Raw genomic sequence first — 18,747 nt, forward strand, 5'->3', positions numbered from 1 at the left:
CTTAGCAACTGAACCGTCAGGAGTGCTCCATGGATATTACTAGCGACTCTCACAGCCAGCATATCTCTCGCCAGTTCAACCAGGAGCTGGAAGAGCTGAAAACCCACCTGATGGCCATGGGCGGTCTGGTGGAAAAACAAGTGCAGGACGCTGTCTTTGCCCTACTGGAAGGAGACACCCGATTAGCCGAGCAGGTGCGTGACAATGACCGCCAAGTCAACGACCTGCAGCTGCAAATCGACGACGAATGCACCCGCGTACTGGCGCGCCGCCAGCCTGCTGCTTCCGATTTGCGTCTGGTGCTGGCCGTCATCCGCGCCACCTCAGACTTAGAGCGCATTGGTGATGAAGCCAGTAAAATCGCCCGCAACGCCCTGCTCCTGAGCGAAAGTTCTAGCACCATTCGTGGCCTGGTGGAGGTGCGTCACATTAGCGAGCACGTACGTAAAATGCTGCGCGATGCGCTCACCGCCTTTGCCCGCTTTGATACCGACCTGGCTATGCAGGTCGTACGCGAAGACGAACTGGTGGATGACGAGTACAGCAGCGCTATGCGCTCATTAATGACCTTTATGATGGAAGACTCACGCTCTATTACGTCAGTACTCAGCATCATGTGGGTACTGCGCGCGCTAGAGCGGGTAGGCGACCACGCCGATAACCTTGCTGAGTACGTGGTCTATCTCGTCAAAGGTTTGGATATTCGCCATAGCGACACCGATGAACTGGAACCACAGGTGCCAAAAAAGTCTTGACCTGATGGGGCTTTCCTCCTGCAATACGTCCAGGCTGCCACGCAGCCTGGACGTTGGAATCACGAGGAGCTCACCTAAATGCTGGATGCTGTCACTGCGCTTAGCCGAGGTACACGCTGTGTGTATCAACCGGGTATGCGCCGCTATGTTTTTCTGCCTATTCTGGTCAACCTGATTGTCTACGTGAGCATGTTCAGCTTTGTGCTCAACCGTTTTGATGGCTGGCTCGCCCATTGGATGGGCATGGTACCCGCTTGGCTTGACTGGTTATCCTGGCTTATCTGGCCCCTGTTTGTGATTAGCCTGTTGGTGGTGGTGTTTTTTACCTTCACGCTGGTTACCAGCTTGATTGCAGCCCCTTTTTACGGCTTTTTAGCCGCCAAAGTTGAAATCCAAGCCACTGGCCGCGAACCCATTGATGACCGAAACCTGACCAAAACAGCCATCGATGCTGTGGGACGCGAGTTTGTTAAGCTCGCCTATATTCTGCCTCGTGCCGCAGGCCTATTTGTGCTTAGCTGGATTCCAGGCGTCAATATAGTTGCTCCGCTACTCTGGGCACTGTTTTCTGCCTGGGTGATGGCAATCACTTATCTAGACTACCCAATGGATAACAACAAAGTAACGTTTGCCGATATGCGCCAACGGCTCTCTAAGCGCTGGTGGCAAAGCCTCACCTTTGGGGGGTTAGTGACCTTAATTACCTGGATTCCGCTGGCCAACCTGTTTTTGATTCCCGGCGCCGTTGCGGGTGCCGTACTGCTGTGGGATGACCATTATAGAGACGTACGTAGCGACAAACGTGGCGATGCACGTGGCATTACACCGCAGTAGGCGCCTATTACCCAGGCTACGTCACTTTGCTACCTTTATGTTTTGTTCGTCTATCCTGGGCTCAATCAACAACAAAGGAATCACCGCATGATAAAACCGATGGCTTGGCTGGGTGGCGTACTCTTGATTGGCGCTATGTCTATTTCGATGACATCTATGGCGTTAGCCCACGACGTAAAAACAGAGACTCTTCGCATTGCGCACCCCTTCGCTACCCCAACCCCACCGGGTGCGGTAAACGGTGCCGCCTACCTTGATATCACCGCCGTTTCAGGCCCCGTCACTCTGGTTGGCGCGAGCAGTCCTGCGAGCAGCAACGTTGAGCTGCACGATATGCAAATGGACGGCGATATGATGCAGATGCGGCATGTGGACGAGATTCGTGTCGAGGCAGGGGAGACTTATACCATGCGCCCTGGTGGCGGCTTTCACTTAATGCTGATTGGCTTAACCGAGCCGCTGAAGGAGGGTGAGCGGTTTCCCCTCACGCTCACCTTCGCTGAACAAGGTGACGTAGACATCGAGGTCTGGATACAGAGCGCCCAAGACGGTAGCGAAGCTGCTGATGGGCATCACCACTGATGTCGTTGGCTTTTAACACATAGCAAAAACCCCACCGAAGCGGGGTTTTTAGCGAGTAACGCTTACATTAGCAGTTACACTTATCCTATTATTTACCAGTCGGTGCTATCACCTTCATCCCGGTTGAGTTCTCCAGGGGTGTAACCCTCTTGGCGAGAAGTAGGCCCTTTTTCAGCCGTAGAAGGACGGCTACTGGAAGGCGAAAAGTCCAAGCTATCAGCTTCGTCACGGTTCAAGTCGCCCGCAGAGACATGAGATGGTTTGGAAGCTGCATGCGACTCAGGTTTGTTAATGACATCCTGACCAGCGGTGCGGTCTTGGTTCAGTTCAATAGATGAGTGCGCCATCGCCATGGGGCTCGCGACCAAACCAAAAGCAATACCTACTATGGCGACTTTTTGGCTCATTTCTTTTAACAGCAAGATGTTCTCCTCATTATCCATGGATTCCGTTCATCGATGATTAGAACGGCTATTACGCTTTGCGTTGCATATTAGGCGTCAAAAAAGTTAGCTCACCCTTTACGGTCAAAATGATTGTGAGACCGGATGCCTGAGACATAACCCACCGGCAGGCTGATGATGGGCAGTGTATAAATAGCGACGCAATGAAATTAGGCTCCGCTAGAAAGCCGTACCTTAAACTAAAACAAGAATAGTGTGGGAGAGGTGTTGGATGCCACAAAAAATCAGACCCCGCATCAGCAGGGTCTAAGGACACAAGACTTTGACAATGACTAGCGCTAGCTTCCTTTCCTTTTGCGGGGCTGCTCCAACCTTGGAATTTAACCCTGACCAACGCTCTGATTGTCGTTTGATTCATTCCTTGAATCGATATGCATCCGTATCGGTGTGACACGCTTTCGCGTGTTTAGCTCACGTGTTAATCGTAATATATTTCTTCAGAATTGCAAATTTTTGTTACCAAACGTTTCCATCACCTACGTCTTGGGTCAAATCTTTTGCTGTGTACTCCGCTTGAGCGCTAGTGTGATGCGACTCTGCCTTGATGACTCGAGGGCGGTCGCCTTCGTCATACATCAAATCAGAGGGGCTAAATTTAGCCTGACCCGAGGTATGATGTGATTGAGCTTGAATAGGCTCATCGTCAACGGTCAAATCTTGATTTGCTTCGATGGACATATGGGCAAAGGCAAGCGGGCTTGCCAGCAAACCAAAAGAGAGACCTACGACGGCTGCTTTTTTAACAAAATCGTTAAACATACTATTTACTCCTGGTGACCGTTTGATACCGCTGAAGTGAAGTGAGAAGGGCTCTCTGGCCAGATCTCACTGCGGCTAGCTTCACTACCTCTAGAGAGCATATGTAATGCCAACTCTCTTATAAAAATAAAATAATTATATAAATCAATAATTTAAAATAAATACATTGTGCACAATTATACACCGCTAAAAACAAAAGCACGCTAATTACATGTGCACTAATGACACATGCGCAAAACTGTCTGTGCCTTTATGACACACTCAGCAAAATAAAAGGCTCGATGCCAACAAAGCGCTACGGCATCAATTCATAAAAAACAAGACATGGCATTGGATAGAGAGGCGCAAAGAAAGATCGGCGGAAAAGATAGGGGAGAAAGTAGCGGGGGGATAAGCGAGATAAAAAGTAGGCAGCAAAAATTAGGCCCCGCATTGCGGAGCCCGATATCAGAATTGGCTATAGGTAATAACTAACGCTAGCTTCCACTCCTTGTGCGGGGCTCCAACCTTGGAATTAACCCTGACTAGTGTTCTGATTGCCTACTGATTCATCCGTGAATCTTAAAAGCATTCTTGCTTTTGTAACATCCTGTTAATCGCTTATTCATTCTCTGAAAAAGCTTTTAATGATATCTAAAAGGTCATTGATAATTAGCTACCGCCATTTTCTTCTACAAGCTCATCCTTGTCATACTCAGCATCGTCTGAGTGACTGCTTGATTGCGGATCCATGTCGCTGGCACCATCACCTTCGTCATGGGTTAAATCGTCAGTCATGTCTGTTGTATCACTGCCAGTTGAACTACCGGTACCTTGGGAATCCATCGGTTGCTCGTCAGCGGTAATACCTTGGTTTTCGTCAATCGCCGAATTTTCATCGGTTTGTGCAAAAGCTAATGGGCTTGCCATCAGACCAAAAGATACACCTAAAATGCCAGCTTTCTTGAGAAAATCCTTGGACGTCATATCCTACCTCCGATCGCTGTTTAGTACCGCTTAATGAAGAAAGAAAGGCTTACTGAGAAGCCAGCAATTCCTGCGGTCATCTTCCTTCAATCTGTACTCTGCAGAAGGCATGCCAAAAAACTTAAGCATATAAATAAAAACAACAAAATCAGTCTCTTAATTAAAAATAAGTTATGCCAAAAAGGCATCGACTGAGTCACGACACAACGCTTTAAGCTGTGTAAAAATGGCACATGGGTAAAGCTTTACCAACCTTGCATGCCAATATTGCACATTGCTACAAATATTATGCGATGGGATGACTTGCTAAATTAAACAAGACGCGAGGGGGGGAAGGCGCAGCGAAACAACGCACCCTTGCCGGGAAGGGACTCAATTTGTAGTTGCGCATCGTGGCGCAACAGCACGTGCTTAACGATCGCCAAGCCTAAACCTGTGCCGCCAGTCGCAGTGCTGCGCCCCTTATCAACACGGTAAAAGCGTTCTGTTAGTCGGGGAATATGAACGGGATCAATCCCTTCACCGTTATCTTCCACATCGATATAGCCGCCACCAGTAGCACTAGCTTTCCAGCGCAGGGTGATTTGGCTGCCAGCAGGCGTGTAGCGAACCGCATTAAAGGCAAGGTTAGAGACGGCGCTGCGAATCTCCTGTTCACTGCCTAACAGTCGGGCATCGCTCTCAAGGGCGACGGTGATGGTATGACGTTGATGCGATAGGGCCAGCGCATCATCACAAACGCTTTGCAGTAAAGGCTCGAGTGACAGTGGATGATGATCTTGGCCGCCCTGGTCAATTTCCAAACGCGAGAGCAGCAATAAATCGTTGACCAGATTCTGCATCCGCTGGGTCTGTTCCTGCATTTGCTGAATACTACGTCCCAAGCGCGGCGGAAGCTGGTCGGAGATATCACTGTAGGTTTCCAAATAGCCGGAGAGAACGGTCAGCGGCGTACGTAACTCATGGGAAACGTTGGCGACAAAGTCGCGCCGCATCTGCTCAAGACGATGCAAGCGGGTGATATCGCGAGCCATCACTAAGCGTTCGTCGTCACCGTAGAGGGTAATTTGATACTGCAGGATTCGCCGTTCATCAATCGGTGAGGTGAGCGTTAACGGCTCACTGTAGTTACGCGAATTAAAATAGCTGATAAAGCCCGGGTCGCGCAGCAGGTTGGTAATGTGTTGACCACGATCATGGGCGGTTTGTAGCCCCAGCATGGCGGTGGCGGCGCTGTTCCACCACTCCAAATCACCGTGGCGATCAAGCATGACCACGCTATCACGCATTGCTTCAGACGACTCTTGAATACGTGCCAAAGTAGCCCGCAGACGGCTTTGGGTGATGCGCTGACTTTTTTGATAGCGGTATAAACGATCGAATAGCTCGCCCCACATCCCGCGAGCGGCAGGCGGTTCATCGTTAGGGTGGAGGGTGAGCCACAAATAGAGTTCGCGTAACTGTCGTAAGTGGTAAAACAAGCATCCCGCAAGCCCTGCTGCAAGCCCCAGCCCAGCCGAGCCCAACAGCCAGCCCAAGCAAGTGCCCAGCGTGGCCAGCCACGCTATTCGCCACAGCTCACGACTCCATAAACGCACATTTACACCCGTGCAGAGAAACGGTAACCGGTACCCCGAACCGTTTGGATCAGGTTTTGATGCACGTCGCCCAGCGCTTTACGCAAGCGGCGGATATGCACATCGACCGTGCGCTCTTCAACGTAAACATTGCCGCCCCACACTTGGTCAAGCAGCTGGCTACGTGTGTAAGCGCGCTCTTGGTGAGTCATAAAAAACTGCAGCAAACGGTACTCGGTGGGGCCCATTTCCAGCGCTTTGCCGTGGGCACTTACCCGGTGGCTCACCGGATCAAGCAGCAGGCCGTTAATCTCAATCGGGTCTTCAACGCCACGTGGCGTCGCACGGCGCAGCACCGCTTTTAGCCGTGCCACCAATTCCCGGGGTGAAAAAGGCTTGGTGATATAGTCATCGGCACCGGCTTCAAGCCCTTGAATTTTATTATCCTCTTCGCCTTTCGCGGTGAGCATAATAATCGGGATTTCAGCGGTGGTTTCTTCACGCTTTAGGCGTCTCGCCAGCTCAATACCGCTAGTGCCGGGCATCATCCAGTCCAGCAGCAGTAAATCGGGTTGGTGGTCGACCACCATGGCATGGGCATCCTGGGCGTTATCCGCTTCGAGCACGCGATAGTCAGCCATTTCCAGCGCTACCGCGATCATCTCGCGAATCGACGCCTCATCATCGACAATCAGAACGGTCTTGGCGGTCATACCAGAGCCTCACGGTGTTCAAAGAAACTAGTTCAAAGAAAAACAGTTCAAAGATAAACAGATCAATGACATGTCAGTGACGATAACACCATGACTTGATGACAATTACATGACAATCGCCTCGATCAGCCAGCCGCAGGCCACCAACTTAGCGCGATACCGGCAAAAATCAGCAGTCCCGACCAGTGATTATTGAGAAACGCCTGGAAGCAGGCATCCCGCTCCTGGTCGCGAATTAAGCGCTGCTGATGCAGAAAAGTCGCTGCCATTGCCGCTAGCCCTAACCAGAAGAAACCACCTAAACCAACCCACCAGCCTACCCAAGCCAGCAACCCCAGGGTGGCTAGCTGGAGTAAGCCGATAATCAAACGATCCGCATTTCCAAACAGCACGGCCGTCGATTTAATGCCAATTTTTAAATCGTCGTCGCGATCGACCATGGCGTACTGGGTATCGTAGGCCACTGTCCAGCACACATTAGCGCAGAATAGCAGCCATGCTTCCAGCGGCACGTGGCCGAGCACGGCGCCAAAAGCCATCGGAATTGCCCAGGAAAAAGCCGCGCCCAGCACCACCTGAGGAAAGTGGGTATAGCGCTTCATAAACGGATAAATAATCGCCAGCAGCACCCCGCCCAGCGAGAGCAGCACCGTAAACCAGTTGGTCAGTAATACCAGAATAAACGCAGCGGCCACCAGGGCGATAAACAGCAGTTGAGCTTCGGTTTCGCTGATACGGCCCGTCGCTAGCGGACGTTGTTTTGTGCGTTTCACATGCCCATCGAAGTGGCGATCCGCATAGTCATTGACCACGCAGCCCGCAGCGCGCATCACATAAACGCCGGCCACAAAAATCAGCAGCACATTTCGCCCTGGTACACCTTCCGCAGCCACCCATAATGCCCACAGCGTCGGCCACATCAAAAGCCATGTGCCTATCGGCCGATTCAAGCGCATCAGCTGTAAAAAATCTGCCACGCGAGCCCATCCCTTCGGCCGCAACAGTGAACGATCCATGCTTACCTCACGAAGAATAAGATGCAGGCGCTAGCCTAGCGCGAAGGCAGGCCAAGATCATCCGCCATCGCCGTCAAAAAATACTCTTGCACTAATAACGACAGACTGCCGTGCTTACAGCCGTGATAAAAAACAGAGCGCCTTCCCCAGGCACAGCCTTCCTGTATGCCGTTGACGCTAGCAAACTGGGGGGAATGCGTCGTTACTTCCAATGGCCCACGCACTAAACCCGGCTGGCGAAATAGCCAACTACCTAGCGAGCGCTCGCCCAGGCACTCTAGCCGTTGGCCCTTTACCTGTGAGAGCGGGGCGACCGAGCGCGCCACCACCCATGGCGTTCCATCTAAGCACAGCGCCACTTCCCGCAGCCAGGCGTAACGCTTGGCACCAATGCCCAGCGCCTGAGCCTCATCCTGGCGCGGCCAACCAACCCCCTGGCGCAACAGTCGTACTCGAAACGGCTTCTCGCCACCTGCGACCATTAAGTGGGCGGTTAACGAGTCGGTGGAGGCAACCCACTGCCACCAGGAAGCACTCATCGCCGGGCGCGCCGCATCAATCGGGCGCCAGCGGGAAAATAGAGGAGTTTGCCGAAAAGCAGCAGCCGTCACCGAGTTCTCCAGGGCAATTAACGGGTTGGCTAGTGTAACATGAGCACTGAAAGGCTTTTGTTTCAGCGACTTTTTTAACGACTCGGTTTAGCGCTTCTTTTTTCGCAACCTTATTTAGCAACTTTTTTGGTGTCTGCATGCCCGCCACCCAAACACAGAAAACCTCTTCGCACTCTGCGCTGGTGATTATTGGCACTGGAATGGCAGGGGTTGGCCTTGCCCGGGCGTTGCGCCGATTGGGCGACCAACGCTCAATCACGCTGGTGAGCGCCGACAGCGGCGATGATTACAGCAAGCCGTTGCTCTCCACCGGCTTCGCCAAGGGCCTGGTGCCCGAACAATTAGCCCAGCGCAGCGCTACTGACCTGGGCGAAGAGCTAAATGCCCAAATGGTTATCCACACCCAGGTAACCGCACTGGATGTGGATAACCAAACAATTCTGCTCGAAGGCGGCATGGTGCTCGGCTACGACACACTGGTACTGGCCACTGGCGCTGCACCACGGGTGCCCTTCAGCATTGAACCCAGCGTAGCCCCACGCTGCTTTACCATTAACGACCTGGATGACTACCGCCGCTTTCACACGGCGCTAGGCCAGGGCCCTGCACGGGTGGCGATTGTTGGCGCGGGGCTGGTCGGCTGTGAATTTGCCAACGACCTCCACGCTGGCGGCCATCGTGTCAGCCTCATTGCCCCAGAAGGAACCCTACTTCCTCGCTTGCTGCCACCGCCCTTAGGGAACGCCCTAGGCGATGCCTTTAGCGAAGCAGGTATCCATCTTCACCTTGCACGTTCGATTGATTCGATAGCGGCCGAAAGCGGCGAAGATATCGTATTACGTCTGGATAACGGCGACGCTGTCAGCGCTGATCTCGTGTTGATGGCAACCGGCCTTGTACCTCGCACAGCACTTGCCGAATCGGCTGGTTTAAACGTATCACCTGGCGGTATAGTCGTTGACCGCCAGTTGCGTACATCGCACCCCAATATCCACGCCCTAGGCGATGCAGCCTGCGTAGACGGTGTTAATGCCATGTACGTGCAGCCACTACAAGCCAGCGTTAAGGCGCTGGCGGCAACCCTTTCAGGCGCGCCCACGCCGGTTAGCTTCGGTGCTTGGCCGGTAGTGGTTAAAACGCCGCTGCTACCAGTGGTGGCCTACCCGCCAACGAACACGCCTGAGCACTGGCGAATTGAAGGCGAAGGCGGTGATATCAGTGCCTTGGCTGAAAATAAAGACGGTCGTTTGATTGGTTTTGCGTTGACAGGCGGCTGCGTGAGAAGGAAAGTGGAGCTTTCCAGAGCAGCACCTGCACTGCTAGGCTGATTTTCGTCGCGTTCACGACTAGGCTAGAGAAGCTAACCTAATCGGCTACGCACCCAACAACATGCATTTGTTTGATGTTTGATTTCTTTTAAAAAGGGGAGATTCCTTATGCGCAAACCTGAACTCGCTGCAGCCATCGCTGAAAGTGCCGACCTATCCAAAGATAAAGCTGGCCAAGTGCTGAACGTTATTCTGGATGAGATCACCAACAGCGTTGCTAAGGGCGAAGATGTCGCTTTGATTGGTTTTGGTACCTTCACGGTACGTGAGCGCGCAGCACGTACCGGCAAAAATCCGCAAACCGGTGCCCCGCTGCAGATTCCGGCCAGCAAAAACGTTGCCTTTAAGCCAGGCAAAGGACTTAAGGACGCCGTTTCTTAATGAAGCTCAAGCTGACGCTGTGGCTACTGGGCGTACTGCTCAAACGTGCCCTGCGCCGCAAGCCGCGCTTTCGTGAACAGTTAGAACGCATGCGCGGCCTGGACTGGGGGATTGCCACGGAAGATCTAAGTATTGCCCGCCACTACCGGATGACACCGAAAAGTATCAGTACCGGCAAAGGGCTGCCTGTGGACTTAGATCTTGAGCTACGCTTCCGTGATCAGAATACCGCCTTGAAAGTGCTCAAAAAGCCAACACAGCAGGCCTTTCTCGACGGCATGATAAACGGCGACGTGCGCTTAGTGGGTGATTCCGCCGATATGAATAAGCTGCAAAAACTACTCAAGTATTTGTAGCGGTTTACGATTGGCATAGGGTAACGGCTTAGATTAAATAAATTTAGGCTGAACTAGGTAGAGGTATAAAAGCTATCGATGGACATACCTCATCAACGCCTCGTTTACTTTCGCGTTACCCTTGAGTCTGGCTCCGTGCGCCGCGCAGCGGCGCGCTTGGATATTGCTCCCTCGGCGGTAAGCCGGCAAATTGCTTTGCTGGAAGAAGCCTTGGGAGCGACGCTTATGGAGCGTCAGCGCGACGGCATTTCGCCTACTCCGGTAGGCGAAATGCTGCTTGAGTACTGCGAGCGCCGCGGCGCCCTTGATGAAGGGTTTATTGCGTCACTTGAATCGTACCAACGCATGGAAACCGGCAAGATATCGCTTACCGTCGGAGAAGGGTTTGTCAGTGACCTAGTAGCATCCCCACTGCATGAATTTACCCAACGCTATGCGGGCATTCAGCTCGATATCCATACCGCAGGCACCTCGGGCATTATTGACGCCATTGTCGGCGATCACAGTCATATCGGCTTGATGTTCCATGAGCGTACCCATCCCCAGCTGCGTTTCTGGTCATCTACTCCTCAGCCACTCATGGCTATTCTATCGCCCAACCACCCCTTAACCAGCCAAACGTCACCGCTCACGCTTACCCAGCTTAGCGACCAGCCCATGGCCATGTGGGACACCACTCATGGGGTACGTCAAATGGTCGACCAAGCATTCCAGCAATCACGCATAGCCCCGCGCATGGCGATGAATACCAACTCAATGGTGATTCTGGCCCAATATGTGCGCAGCGGCATGGGCATTACCCTGCTACCCGCCTTTGCCGTCGCCCACGATTTAGAGCTCGGTACGTTAGTGGCGCGCCCGGTAGATAATCCGCTTTTTCAGCGCTCCCAGGCCCACATGGTCACGCGCGTAGGCCGCCAACAGCCCAAGGCCAGCATTCTGCTGCTACGCCACCTGCAGCGCTGGATGCAGGCGTTTCGCGCCCCAGGCTCGGCGCTAGGCAATCAGCCAACACCGCTACCGTAACCAAACGCCACGCTGGCTTCCGGGGCGGTTTCCACCCAGACGCTTTGCGGCACCGTATATTCGCGCAGGCCATCCAAGCCGCTGGAGCGACCGAAGCCGCTATCGCCAAAGCCACCAAACGGTGACATCACGCTGATCGCCTTGTAGCTATTGATCCACACCGTGCCAGCTCGCAACTGACCGGCTACGCGATGCGCCCGCGCTACGTCCTGGCTCCAAACGGCGCCAGCCAAGCCAAAGCGGGTCTCGTTGGCGAGCTGAATGGCCGCATTTTCATTGTCAAAGGCCATGGCCACCAGCACCGGACCGAACACTTCTTGTTGAGCAATCTCCATATCCGGCGTGACATCGACCAGCACGGTAGGGGCGATAAAGTAGCCCTGAGCCTCGGCAGGTAATCCCTCTGGCCGTTTACCGCCCGTTAACAACGTTGCGCCAGCGGCTACCGCCGCGTCGATCATGCGTGTGACCTGCTCAAATTGGCGGTGATTCTGCAAAGGCCCCATGCGGGTCGCTTCATCGTTAGGCAGGCCCACCGAAATCTGTTCCGCCGCCCGCGCCAAACGGCTGGTGACTTGCTCAAACACCGGGCGCTCGATCAACAGCCGCGAGCCCGCCACACAGCTCTGGCCGGCGGCGGCAAAAATGGCCGCCTGGGCACCCGCGACAGCTTCATCCAGCTTGGCATCGGCAAACACAATATTGGCGGATTTGCCCCCCAGCTCTAACACGCTGGGCACCAACCTCCTCGCGCCCGCTTCAGCAATCATGCGACCACTCTGGGGAGAGCCCACGAACACCAGTTTGCTGATGGCAGGGTGGTCGGTCAGCGCTGCGCCGGTCGACTTGCCCAGCCCGTTGACGATATTGATCAGCCCTTTAGGAAGTCCGCCGCTTTCAAGTAGCTTGGCAATCACCACCGATGAAAAGGGCGTCAGTTCGGAAGGCTTTAGCACCACACCATTGCCCGCCGCAATGGCAGGGGCTAACTGCCAGGCACAGGTGAACATCGGGGCATTCCAGGGGGTAATCTGCCCCACCACGCCGTAAGGTACATGGCGCACATAGTTAAGATGCGAGGTAGGCACTGGAATCACTTCGCCATGCTGCTTGTCGCACCAACCCGCGTAGTACTCGAACATCTCGCGTACTTTGCCTACTTCAGCCCGGCAGTCACGAATCGGCTTACCGGCCACCACACTTTCCAGCTGAGCCAGCGCCTCTTCATGGCCCGCCAGGCCGCGTATGGCGGCATTCATGCGCCGTCCACGCTCGCTGGCGGTTAGCGCCATCCATTCGCGTTGGCCTCGCTGTGCCGCTTGGGTAGCACGCTTAATCAGTCCAGCACCCGCATCGCGATAGCTCACCAGCGTTTCGCCGGTGGCTGGATTGGTCAGGGTGATCACGTCCCCCTCTCCCGCCACTAAACCGCCATCAACCCAGTTGCTCAGCAGCGTGGTGGCCGTTAATCCAAAACCTTCGAGTAGCGTGGCAAGGTGATCTTGGGCATGTTGGCTAAGTGCGTTCATTACTGCTCCTCCGCCTGGCTGGCACGCGCTAATATCGGCGTGGTGATATGGTTAAAGTCATCGCTATCGGTTGGTTGTTCGGGGTTCGCGTGCCAGGCATCGACCACGGCTTGTAACAGCGGCGAGGGGATATCCAGTTGCTCAGCGGCATCCCGGGCCAAACGTAAATCCTTACGCATCAAACCGGTGGTAAAGCCTGAGTCAAAACGCTCACTCAACACCCACTCTGGGAAGTTCACCTCGCTGACCGCGCTGCGCCCCGAGCCACTGTTAAGGCCCGCCAAGCAGGCCGCGGGGTCAACGCCCGCCTTGACTGCCATAGCAACGGCTTCGGCGGTGGTTAACAAGTGCGCGGCACACAGGTAGTTATTGGCAAGCTTGACCACATGGCCGCTGCCCGGGCCGCCCACATGGGTACGCTTGGCCGACATGGCTTCCAGCATCGGCAATACCCGCTCAATGGTGGCGACATCGCCTCCTAACAGCATCCCTAGCTTGCCGCTGGCAGCTCCTTTCGGGCCGCCGCTGACCGGGGCATCCAACCATAGAAGGCCTGCTGCGGTTACTTTTTCGGCCAGTTCACGCGTCACGGCGGGGTCACTGGTGGAGGTATCGACAATCACGCTACCTTTCGGCGCAAGGTCAAGCAGGCCTGGCGATTGCTCGATCACCTCACGCACATGGGCAGAGGTGGGCAACGACAGCAGGTAAACGTCGCTAGCGGGTAATTCTTCGGGAGCCACAACGGTTAGTCCTTGAGCAGCAAGACGCGATCGCGCTTGCTCAAATACATCGCTACCCGTTACTTCAAACCCTGCTGCTTTGAGGGTGAGCGCCATATTGCCGCCCATCTGCCCCAAACCAATGACGGTAATCGATAAAGGGGTGGTGACTAAAGACATAGTAAAGCTCCTTTAAACGTCATGAAGACGCTATGTTCCGGGTAGACGCTCCCCTACCCAGAGGGCATCAGAGAGCGAATAACGTGTATTAAGTCAGGAATTTAGACGAGTAACGCCCTTACCAGCTCCACCCAGTAGCGCGTGCCCAGCGGCAGCAACGCGTCGTTAAAGTCATAGCGGGGGTTATGCAGCGAAGCGGACTCCTCGCCATTGCCCATCCAGATATAGGCACCTGGGCGCTCGGCCAGCAGGAACGAGAAATCCTCAGAGGCCATACTGGGCGGCGGGTTGCGCACCACATTGTCGCTGCCGAGTAAGCTTTCCAGCACCGAGGCGCAGTGCTGGGCATGTTCAGGGGTATTGATAGTGGCGGGATAGCAGCGCTGGTAATCCAGCTCAACGGTTAAGCCGTGAAACTCCGCCAAGCTGGCAATCGCCTGCTTAAAGCGTGCCTCCAAGTGCTCTTTAAGCGCCATATCAAAACAGCGCAGCGTGCCGCGAAGCGCCACCTGTTCGGGAATCACATTGAAGGTATCCCCCGCGTTAATACTGGTAATACTCAGCACGGCAGATTTGTCTGGCGGCGTTTCGCGGCTCACCAGCCCTTGCAGTTGGCTGATCAGTTGGCAGCTCGCCAACACCGTATCAGTACCTAAATGGGGCATCGCCGCATGGCAGCCCTTGCCAGTCAGCGTCAGGCTAAAGACATCGAAGGCGGCCATGACGTCGGTATCGTGCACCGCGGCGACGCCTACGGGCAGACCCGGCCAGTTATGCAAGCCGTACACGGCATCCATGGGAAAGCGCTCAAACAGCCCCTCTTCAACCATCACCCGCCCGCCGCCTGCGTTCTCTTCGGCGGGTTGAAAGATGAACACCACCCGGCCTTTGAAATCCGGCTGCTGCTTTAACGCCCAGGCAGCGCCCAACAGCATGGTAGTGTGTCCATCGTGGCCACAGGCATGCATCTTGCCCGGCGTTTGCGACGCGTAGGCAAGCGCAGTCTCTTCACGAATATCCAGGGCGTCGATATCGGCCCGCAGGCCGATGGTTTTACCTTCACCTTGTTGACCATCCAACGCGGCTACCACACCCGTTCCGGCAATCCCGGTGGTTACCTCAAATCCCCACTCAGTCAGCAGCTCGGCAATACGCGCACTGGTGCGATGCTCCTCAAAAGCCGTTTCCGGGTGCTGGTGAAAATCATGGCGCCACGTTTTTAGTTCTGCGCAATCCGGTAAGTCTACTGAAGCAGTCATCGTCTTATCCTTAAAGCATCAAGTGGGCGACAACGGCAGAGCCAATAAAGGTACCGGTAAAGACCAGCAGGGCCACAATCACCAGCTTCCAGCCAGTCTGCTTGAACATGGCAAACTCACGACCGGTAAGCGCCAGCCCTGCGTAGGCCAATACCGGCGTGACCACTGCCAGGAAATCCACCTCGGCCAACCGTGCGATGATCCACCCATTACCCGGGAAGAACGGCAGCGTCGCGATAATACTAACCAGCGACACCCAGGCCACGCTGGGCAGGTAAAAAGGGCAAAACCGCCCAACCACCAAGCCGATAATGACCATGGCATACAGAATCAACATGCCGGGCAGCGCATCTAATAAAGGTGAACCGTTGACGATATTGCTAAACCACGCCGCCACACACACTGCCGCCAGTACCAACGCGGTTTTGCCTAGCTGATTTTCGGGACGTAGCTCTTTTAACGCCTCAGCATCGAACTGATCGATTGGGCTCTCATGAGTTTTCATGGCTAACCTCCTGGCGCGAGCCTTTTAAGCGCTTGTACATCCACTCAGTGATCGGTAGCGCGATAAATAGCGAGATATACAGACCGGTGGCGTAGGTAAGCAGGTTGCTTGCCCCGGCAAAGGCGAGTAGTTCGTCTTTGGATGCGGGTACCGCTTCAGCTAAAGCTGCTGAACACGCCGCCACCATACTGCCACTGCCCACCCCGCAGGCCATGGCCAGAGCACGAATATCGAGAATATCCAGCGAGGCGATGTAGCCCGCCATTAAGGCGAAGTAGAGCGTACCGAACATGGTGCCCACTACGTAAACGCCCATAATGCCGATACCTTCAGGGCTTCTCAGCCCGTAACGGTCTGAAATAATGGCAATATTGGGCTCACGGGCGATAGAGTAAGTGGCACCGATCGCTTCACGTCCCATTTTGAGGACTAATACTGCAAAGGGGAGCGCTATGAGCATGGTGCCCAGATTACCCAATTCCTGGAGAATCAGTGCAGGGCCGGCGGCGATGATCTGCTCGATCGCTGGGCCAATGGTGGAACCGAATTTGGCGATAAACGGCAGGATGGCGATTAGAATAATCGGGCCAGCCGCATTGCTGACCGGCTTGGGAATGACTTTGCCCATTGCCGAAAAAAGATGAGGGTTGAACAGAACGCCAATCACAAAGGCATAGAGCAGCGGTAATAACAACAGTGTTCCAGGCCCGAGGGGGATGCGTACGATGCCGACCCACTCGGCAAACATCGACGTCACAATCACCGTAAGGTGAAGACGCCAGTCCAGCAGCAGTTTGATATCCATAGGAGTGTCCCTGTTTTTTTTAGAGTCACTCCGAGTATCGAAAGGTTACTGTTTCAATCATAGGGCTTTAGTGCGCTATTTTTTAGAACACCCAAACGTTGAGTGCTGAGTAGCGACATCCAACGCCTACGCATTTATACTAAAGTCTAACAACCATCTATAAGAGCTTTTATGCCCCTATCTTTGCCGCTACGGCGCCTTTGGACTCTCGATAAATTCGCCTACAGCCTGCGCGTTTTTATAGCGTTCAGCGGTGCGTTGCTATTTAGCGGCTTAATGGGCGATGTAGCGCTGGTCATTCCGCTTTTCCTCGGCATTATCGCCTGCGCGCTGTCTGAAACTGACGATAGCTGGCAAGGCCGTCTTCAAGCGCTGCTGGTAACGCTAGTGTGTTTTACGTCAGCGTCCTTTATCGTGCAGTGGCTATTTCCCTGGCCGTGGCTATTTGTAGTGGGCCTGGGGCTTTCGACCTTTTGCCTGATTATGCTCGGAGCAATCGGACAGCGTTATGCCACCATCGCTTCCGGCACGCTAATACTCTCGATCTACTCGATGATCAACATCGAGCAGCACGGCGGGGTGGATGAAGACGTGGCGGCGCGCCAACTGCTGCTGTTGGCTGGAGCGGTGTGGTATGGGCTAATTTCGGTGGTGTGGTGCGCACTGTTTTCGCGCCAACCGGTCAAGCAGAGCATGGCACGGGTGTACAAAGCGCTGGGTGAGTTTCTGATACTGAAATCGGCGCTGTTTGAACCGGTGCGCGGTGTCGATGTGGAAGCCCGCCGGGTGGCCTTGGCGCGCCAGAACGGCAAAGTCGTCGCTGCGCTCAATCAAGCCAAAGAGATGATTTTTAGGCGGCTGGAAGGCCAGCGCGGCGACCAAAAACTCAACCGCTACCTACGCATCTACTTTATTGCCCAGGATATTCACGAACGCGCCAGCTCCACCCATTACCCCTACAGCGCGCTCAGCAAAGCCTTTTTCCACCACGATGTGCTGTTTCGCTGCCAGCGGCTGCTGGATCAACAGGGGCGCTCCTGTCGTCAGCTAGCCAAATCGCTGCTACTCAATAGGCCGTTTGACCATCAGCAGAGTGAAGAAGCGCTGGCTGACCTGCACGCCTCGATTGAGAACCTGCGCGGCCGTGGCAAGCCCGAGTGGCGCCCACTGCTTTACCCATTGAGCGCGCTGGCAGAGAACCTGGCCACCCTGGAAAACCAGCTCGCCAGCGCCCACAACCCCGGCGTCAGCGATGAGCGGCGCGACAGTTCGCTGTATGACCGCTCGCCGTCGAGTCTGCAGGAAGCGTGGAAGCGGGTGCGCCTAAACTTTACTCTCGGCTCCCCCACTTTTCGCCATGCAGTGCGGCTCTCCATTGCCCTCACGACCGGCTATGGGCTGATGCAGTGGATCGACCCCGAGCAGGGCTTTTGGATTCTGCTGACCACGTTGTTTGTTTGCCGACCCAACTTTGCCACCACGCGGCGGTTTTTGTCACAGCGGATTATGGGCACGATATTGGGCCTGACAGTAGGGTGGGCGTCGATCAGCCTCTTTCCGCACCCGCTGGTGCAGAGCATGATAGCCGTGGCCGCCGGGGTCTCGTTCTTCGCTAACCGCGAAAAACACTATGTAATCGCTACTGCCTCTATCACCCTGCTCGTGCTGTGCAGCTTCAACCAGGTAGGCGACGGCTATAACCTGATCCTACCGCGGCTGCTCGATACCCTGCTTGGCTCACTCATCGCTGGCTTAGCGGTGTTTTTTATTCTGCCCGACTGGCAGGGTCGCAGGCTTTATCGCGAAGCCGCCAACGCGCTCAATAACCACCGCCGCTACCTGGAGGAGATTATCCACCAGTACGAGGAGGGCAAGCAGGATGACTTGGCCTATCGCCTGGCGCGGCGCAATGCCCATAACGCCGATGCAGCGCTCTCCACCCTGCTCACCAATATGCTCCATGAGCCGGGGCATTACCGGAAACTGGACGCGGACAACGGGCTGCGCTTTCTGGTGCTCTCCAATACCCTACTCAGCCACCTCTCTGCACTGGGCGCCCATCGCCACCAGTTGGCAGACGATGAAGACGATGCCACGCTAGTGCCGGTAGCAAAACGTATTGGTGAGCTGCTGGGACAAATCGCCGAGCGATTAAACCAGCGCCAGCCGGTTGAGCCACTAGCGGATCAAGCTGCCGAGTTATTAGCCCAGCTAGAAGAGAAAAGTGCGCTATCAGCAGATGAAAAAGCCGTCACGCTCTACCGCCCTATCCAAAGCCAGCTACGCCTTATTACCGAGCAGCTCGCCCCGCTGGGTGAAGCTGCGAATCGTCTGGTGGGAAGTGAAGAGCATACGCCAAGCACCGCTAGCGTCTAACCA

20 protein-coding genes are annotated in these 18,747 nt (G+C 54.7%); 8 read left to right on the forward strand and 12 right to left on the reverse strand.

What is annotated here, in order from left to right:
* Positions 1-29 precede the first annotated feature (29 nt).
* From phoU to K7H09_RS07475, 3 genes are all read left to right on the forward strand, one after another.
* Complete coding sequence (gene phoU, locus K7H09_RS07465) at positions 30-755, forward strand: phosphate signaling complex protein PhoU (RefSeq protein ID WP_009286294.1); 726 nt, start codon at positions 30-32, stop codon at positions 753-755.
* 78 nt (positions 756-833) lie between these two features.
* The gene (gene cysZ / locus K7H09_RS07470; protein ID WP_009286295.1) at positions 834-1,589 is read left to right on the forward strand and encodes a sulfate transporter CysZ; all 756 of its coding nucleotides are present in this window, start codon (positions 834-836) and stop codon (positions 1,587-1,589) included.
* Between the two features lie 87 nt (positions 1,590-1,676).
* On the forward strand, positions 1,677-2,171 hold the full coding sequence (locus K7H09_RS07475) for a copper chaperone PCu(A)C (protein ID WP_230804275.1): 495 nt from the start codon (positions 1,677-1,679) through the stop codon (positions 2,169-2,171).
* 92 nt (positions 2,172-2,263) lie between these two features.
* Here K7H09_RS07475 and K7H09_RS07480 read toward each other — a convergent pair whose 3' ends face one another.
* The 7 genes from K7H09_RS07480 to K7H09_RS07510 form a co-directional block, all read right to left on the reverse strand.
* Positions 2,264-2,593 carry a hypothetical protein gene (locus tag K7H09_RS07480; protein ID WP_161463614.1) on the reverse strand — a complete coding sequence of 110 codons (330 nt, stop codon included), beginning with the start codon at positions 2,591-2,593 and terminating at the stop codon, positions 2,264-2,266.
* Between the two features lie 498 nt (positions 2,594-3,091).
* Positions 3,092-3,394, reverse strand: coding sequence for a hypothetical protein (locus tag K7H09_RS07485; RefSeq protein ID WP_022521111.1), 303 nt, complete (start codon positions 3,392-3,394; stop codon positions 3,092-3,094).
* A 651-nt stretch (positions 3,395-4,045) separates the two neighbouring features.
* Positions 4,046-4,360, reverse strand: coding sequence for a hypothetical protein (locus K7H09_RS07490; protein ID WP_022521110.1), 315 nt, complete (start codon positions 4,358-4,360; stop codon positions 4,046-4,048).
* A gap of 311 nt (positions 4,361-4,671) precedes the next feature.
* Positions 4,672-5,958 carry a phosphate regulon sensor histidine kinase PhoR gene (phoR, locus tag K7H09_RS07495; RefSeq protein WP_009286296.1) on the reverse strand — a complete coding sequence of 429 codons (1,287 nt, stop codon included), beginning with the start codon at positions 5,956-5,958 and terminating at the stop codon, positions 4,672-4,674.
* Between the two features lie 2 nt (positions 5,959-5,960).
* The gene (phoB, locus tag K7H09_RS07500) at positions 5,961-6,650 is read right to left on the reverse strand and encodes a phosphate regulon transcriptional regulator PhoB (RefSeq protein ID WP_009286297.1); all 690 of its coding nucleotides are present in this window, start codon (positions 6,648-6,650) and stop codon (positions 5,961-5,963) included.
* 125 nt (positions 6,651-6,775) lie between these two features.
* Positions 6,776-7,666 (reverse strand): 4-hydroxybenzoate octaprenyltransferase, encoded by an 891-nt coding sequence (ubiA, locus tag K7H09_RS07505; RefSeq protein WP_009286298.1) that lies wholly within the window; start codon positions 7,664-7,666, stop codon positions 6,776-6,778.
* A 35-nt stretch (positions 7,667-7,701) separates the two neighbouring features.
* Positions 7,702-8,277 carry a chorismate--pyruvate lyase family protein gene (locus tag K7H09_RS07510; RefSeq protein ID WP_167522527.1) on the reverse strand — a complete coding sequence of 192 codons (576 nt, stop codon included), beginning with the start codon at positions 8,275-8,277 and terminating at the stop codon, positions 7,702-7,704.
* 137 nt (positions 8,278-8,414) lie between these two features.
* Here K7H09_RS07510 and K7H09_RS07515 point away from each other — a divergent pair, with 137 nt between their 5' ends.
* The 4 genes from K7H09_RS07515 (at position 8,415) to K7H09_RS07530 (ending at position 11,368) form a co-directional block, all read left to right on the forward strand.
* On the forward strand, positions 8,415-9,605 hold the full coding sequence (locus K7H09_RS07515) for an NAD(P)/FAD-dependent oxidoreductase (protein WP_230804277.1): 1,191 nt from the start codon (positions 8,415-8,417) through the stop codon (positions 9,603-9,605).
* Positions 9,606-9,713: 108 nt separating this feature from the next.
* Positions 9,714-9,986: an HU family DNA-binding protein gene (locus tag K7H09_RS07520; protein ID WP_007112276.1), complete on the forward strand. Its 273-nt coding sequence runs from the start codon at positions 9,714-9,716 to the stop codon at positions 9,984-9,986.
* Positions 9,986-10,342 (forward strand): hypothetical protein, encoded by a 357-nt coding sequence (locus K7H09_RS07525; protein WP_022521104.1) that lies wholly within the window; start codon positions 9,986-9,988, stop codon positions 10,340-10,342. Before K7H09_RS07520 ends, K7H09_RS07525 begins: the two co-directional genes overlap by 1 nt.
* A 78-nt stretch (positions 10,343-10,420) precedes the next feature.
* Positions 10,421-11,368, forward strand: a complete 948-nt coding sequence (locus K7H09_RS07530; RefSeq protein WP_230804279.1) for a LysR family transcriptional regulator — start codon at positions 10,421-10,423, stop codon at positions 11,366-11,368.
* On the opposite strand, the gene K7H09_RS07535 is transcribed toward K7H09_RS07530, so the two are convergent.
* The 5 genes from K7H09_RS07535 to K7H09_RS07555 all read right to left on the reverse strand — a co-directional run bounded on the left by K7H09_RS07535 (position 11,347) and on the right by K7H09_RS07555 (position 16,368).
* Positions 11,347-12,897, reverse strand: a complete 1,551-nt coding sequence (locus K7H09_RS07535; RefSeq protein WP_230804281.1) for an aldehyde dehydrogenase family protein — start codon at positions 12,895-12,897, stop codon at positions 11,347-11,349. The two genes, K7H09_RS07530 and K7H09_RS07535, sit on opposite strands and share 22 nt — an antisense overlap.
* The gene (locus tag K7H09_RS07540) at positions 12,897-13,799 is read right to left on the reverse strand and encodes an NAD(P)-dependent oxidoreductase (RefSeq protein ID WP_009286303.1); all 903 of its coding nucleotides are present in this window, start codon (positions 13,797-13,799) and stop codon (positions 12,897-12,899) included. Before K7H09_RS07540 ends, K7H09_RS07535 begins: the two co-directional genes overlap by 1 nt.
* Before the next feature lie 101 nt (positions 13,800-13,900).
* Entirely contained in the window at positions 13,901-15,058 is a 1,158-nt protein-coding gene (locus tag K7H09_RS07545) for a M20 aminoacylase family protein (RefSeq protein WP_027958722.1), read from the reverse strand.
* A 10-nt stretch (positions 15,059-15,068) separates the two neighbouring features.
* A complete protein-coding gene (locus K7H09_RS07550; RefSeq protein WP_027958723.1) occupies positions 15,069-15,563 on the reverse strand; it encodes an ABC transporter ATP-binding protein in 495 nt (164 codons plus the stop codon).
* The gene (locus K7H09_RS07555) at positions 15,550-16,368 is read right to left on the reverse strand and encodes a DUF3100 domain-containing protein (RefSeq protein ID WP_027958724.1); all 819 of its coding nucleotides are present in this window, start codon (positions 16,366-16,368) and stop codon (positions 15,550-15,552) included. Before K7H09_RS07555 ends, K7H09_RS07550 begins: the two co-directional genes overlap by 14 nt.
* Before the next feature lie 171 nt (positions 16,369-16,539).
* On the opposite strand from K7H09_RS07555, the gene yccS reads away from it, so the two are divergent.
* Positions 16,540-18,744: a YccS family putative transporter gene (gene yccS, locus K7H09_RS07560; RefSeq protein WP_041157430.1), complete on the forward strand. Its 2,205-nt coding sequence runs from the start codon at positions 16,540-16,542 to the stop codon at positions 18,742-18,744.
* Positions 18,745-18,747: the final 3 nt, after the last annotated feature.

This window comes from Halomonas sp. IOP_14, from assembly GCF_021021315.1.
Classification (GTDB): Bacteria; Pseudomonadota; Gammaproteobacteria; order Pseudomonadales; family Halomonadaceae; genus Vreelandella; species Vreelandella titanicae.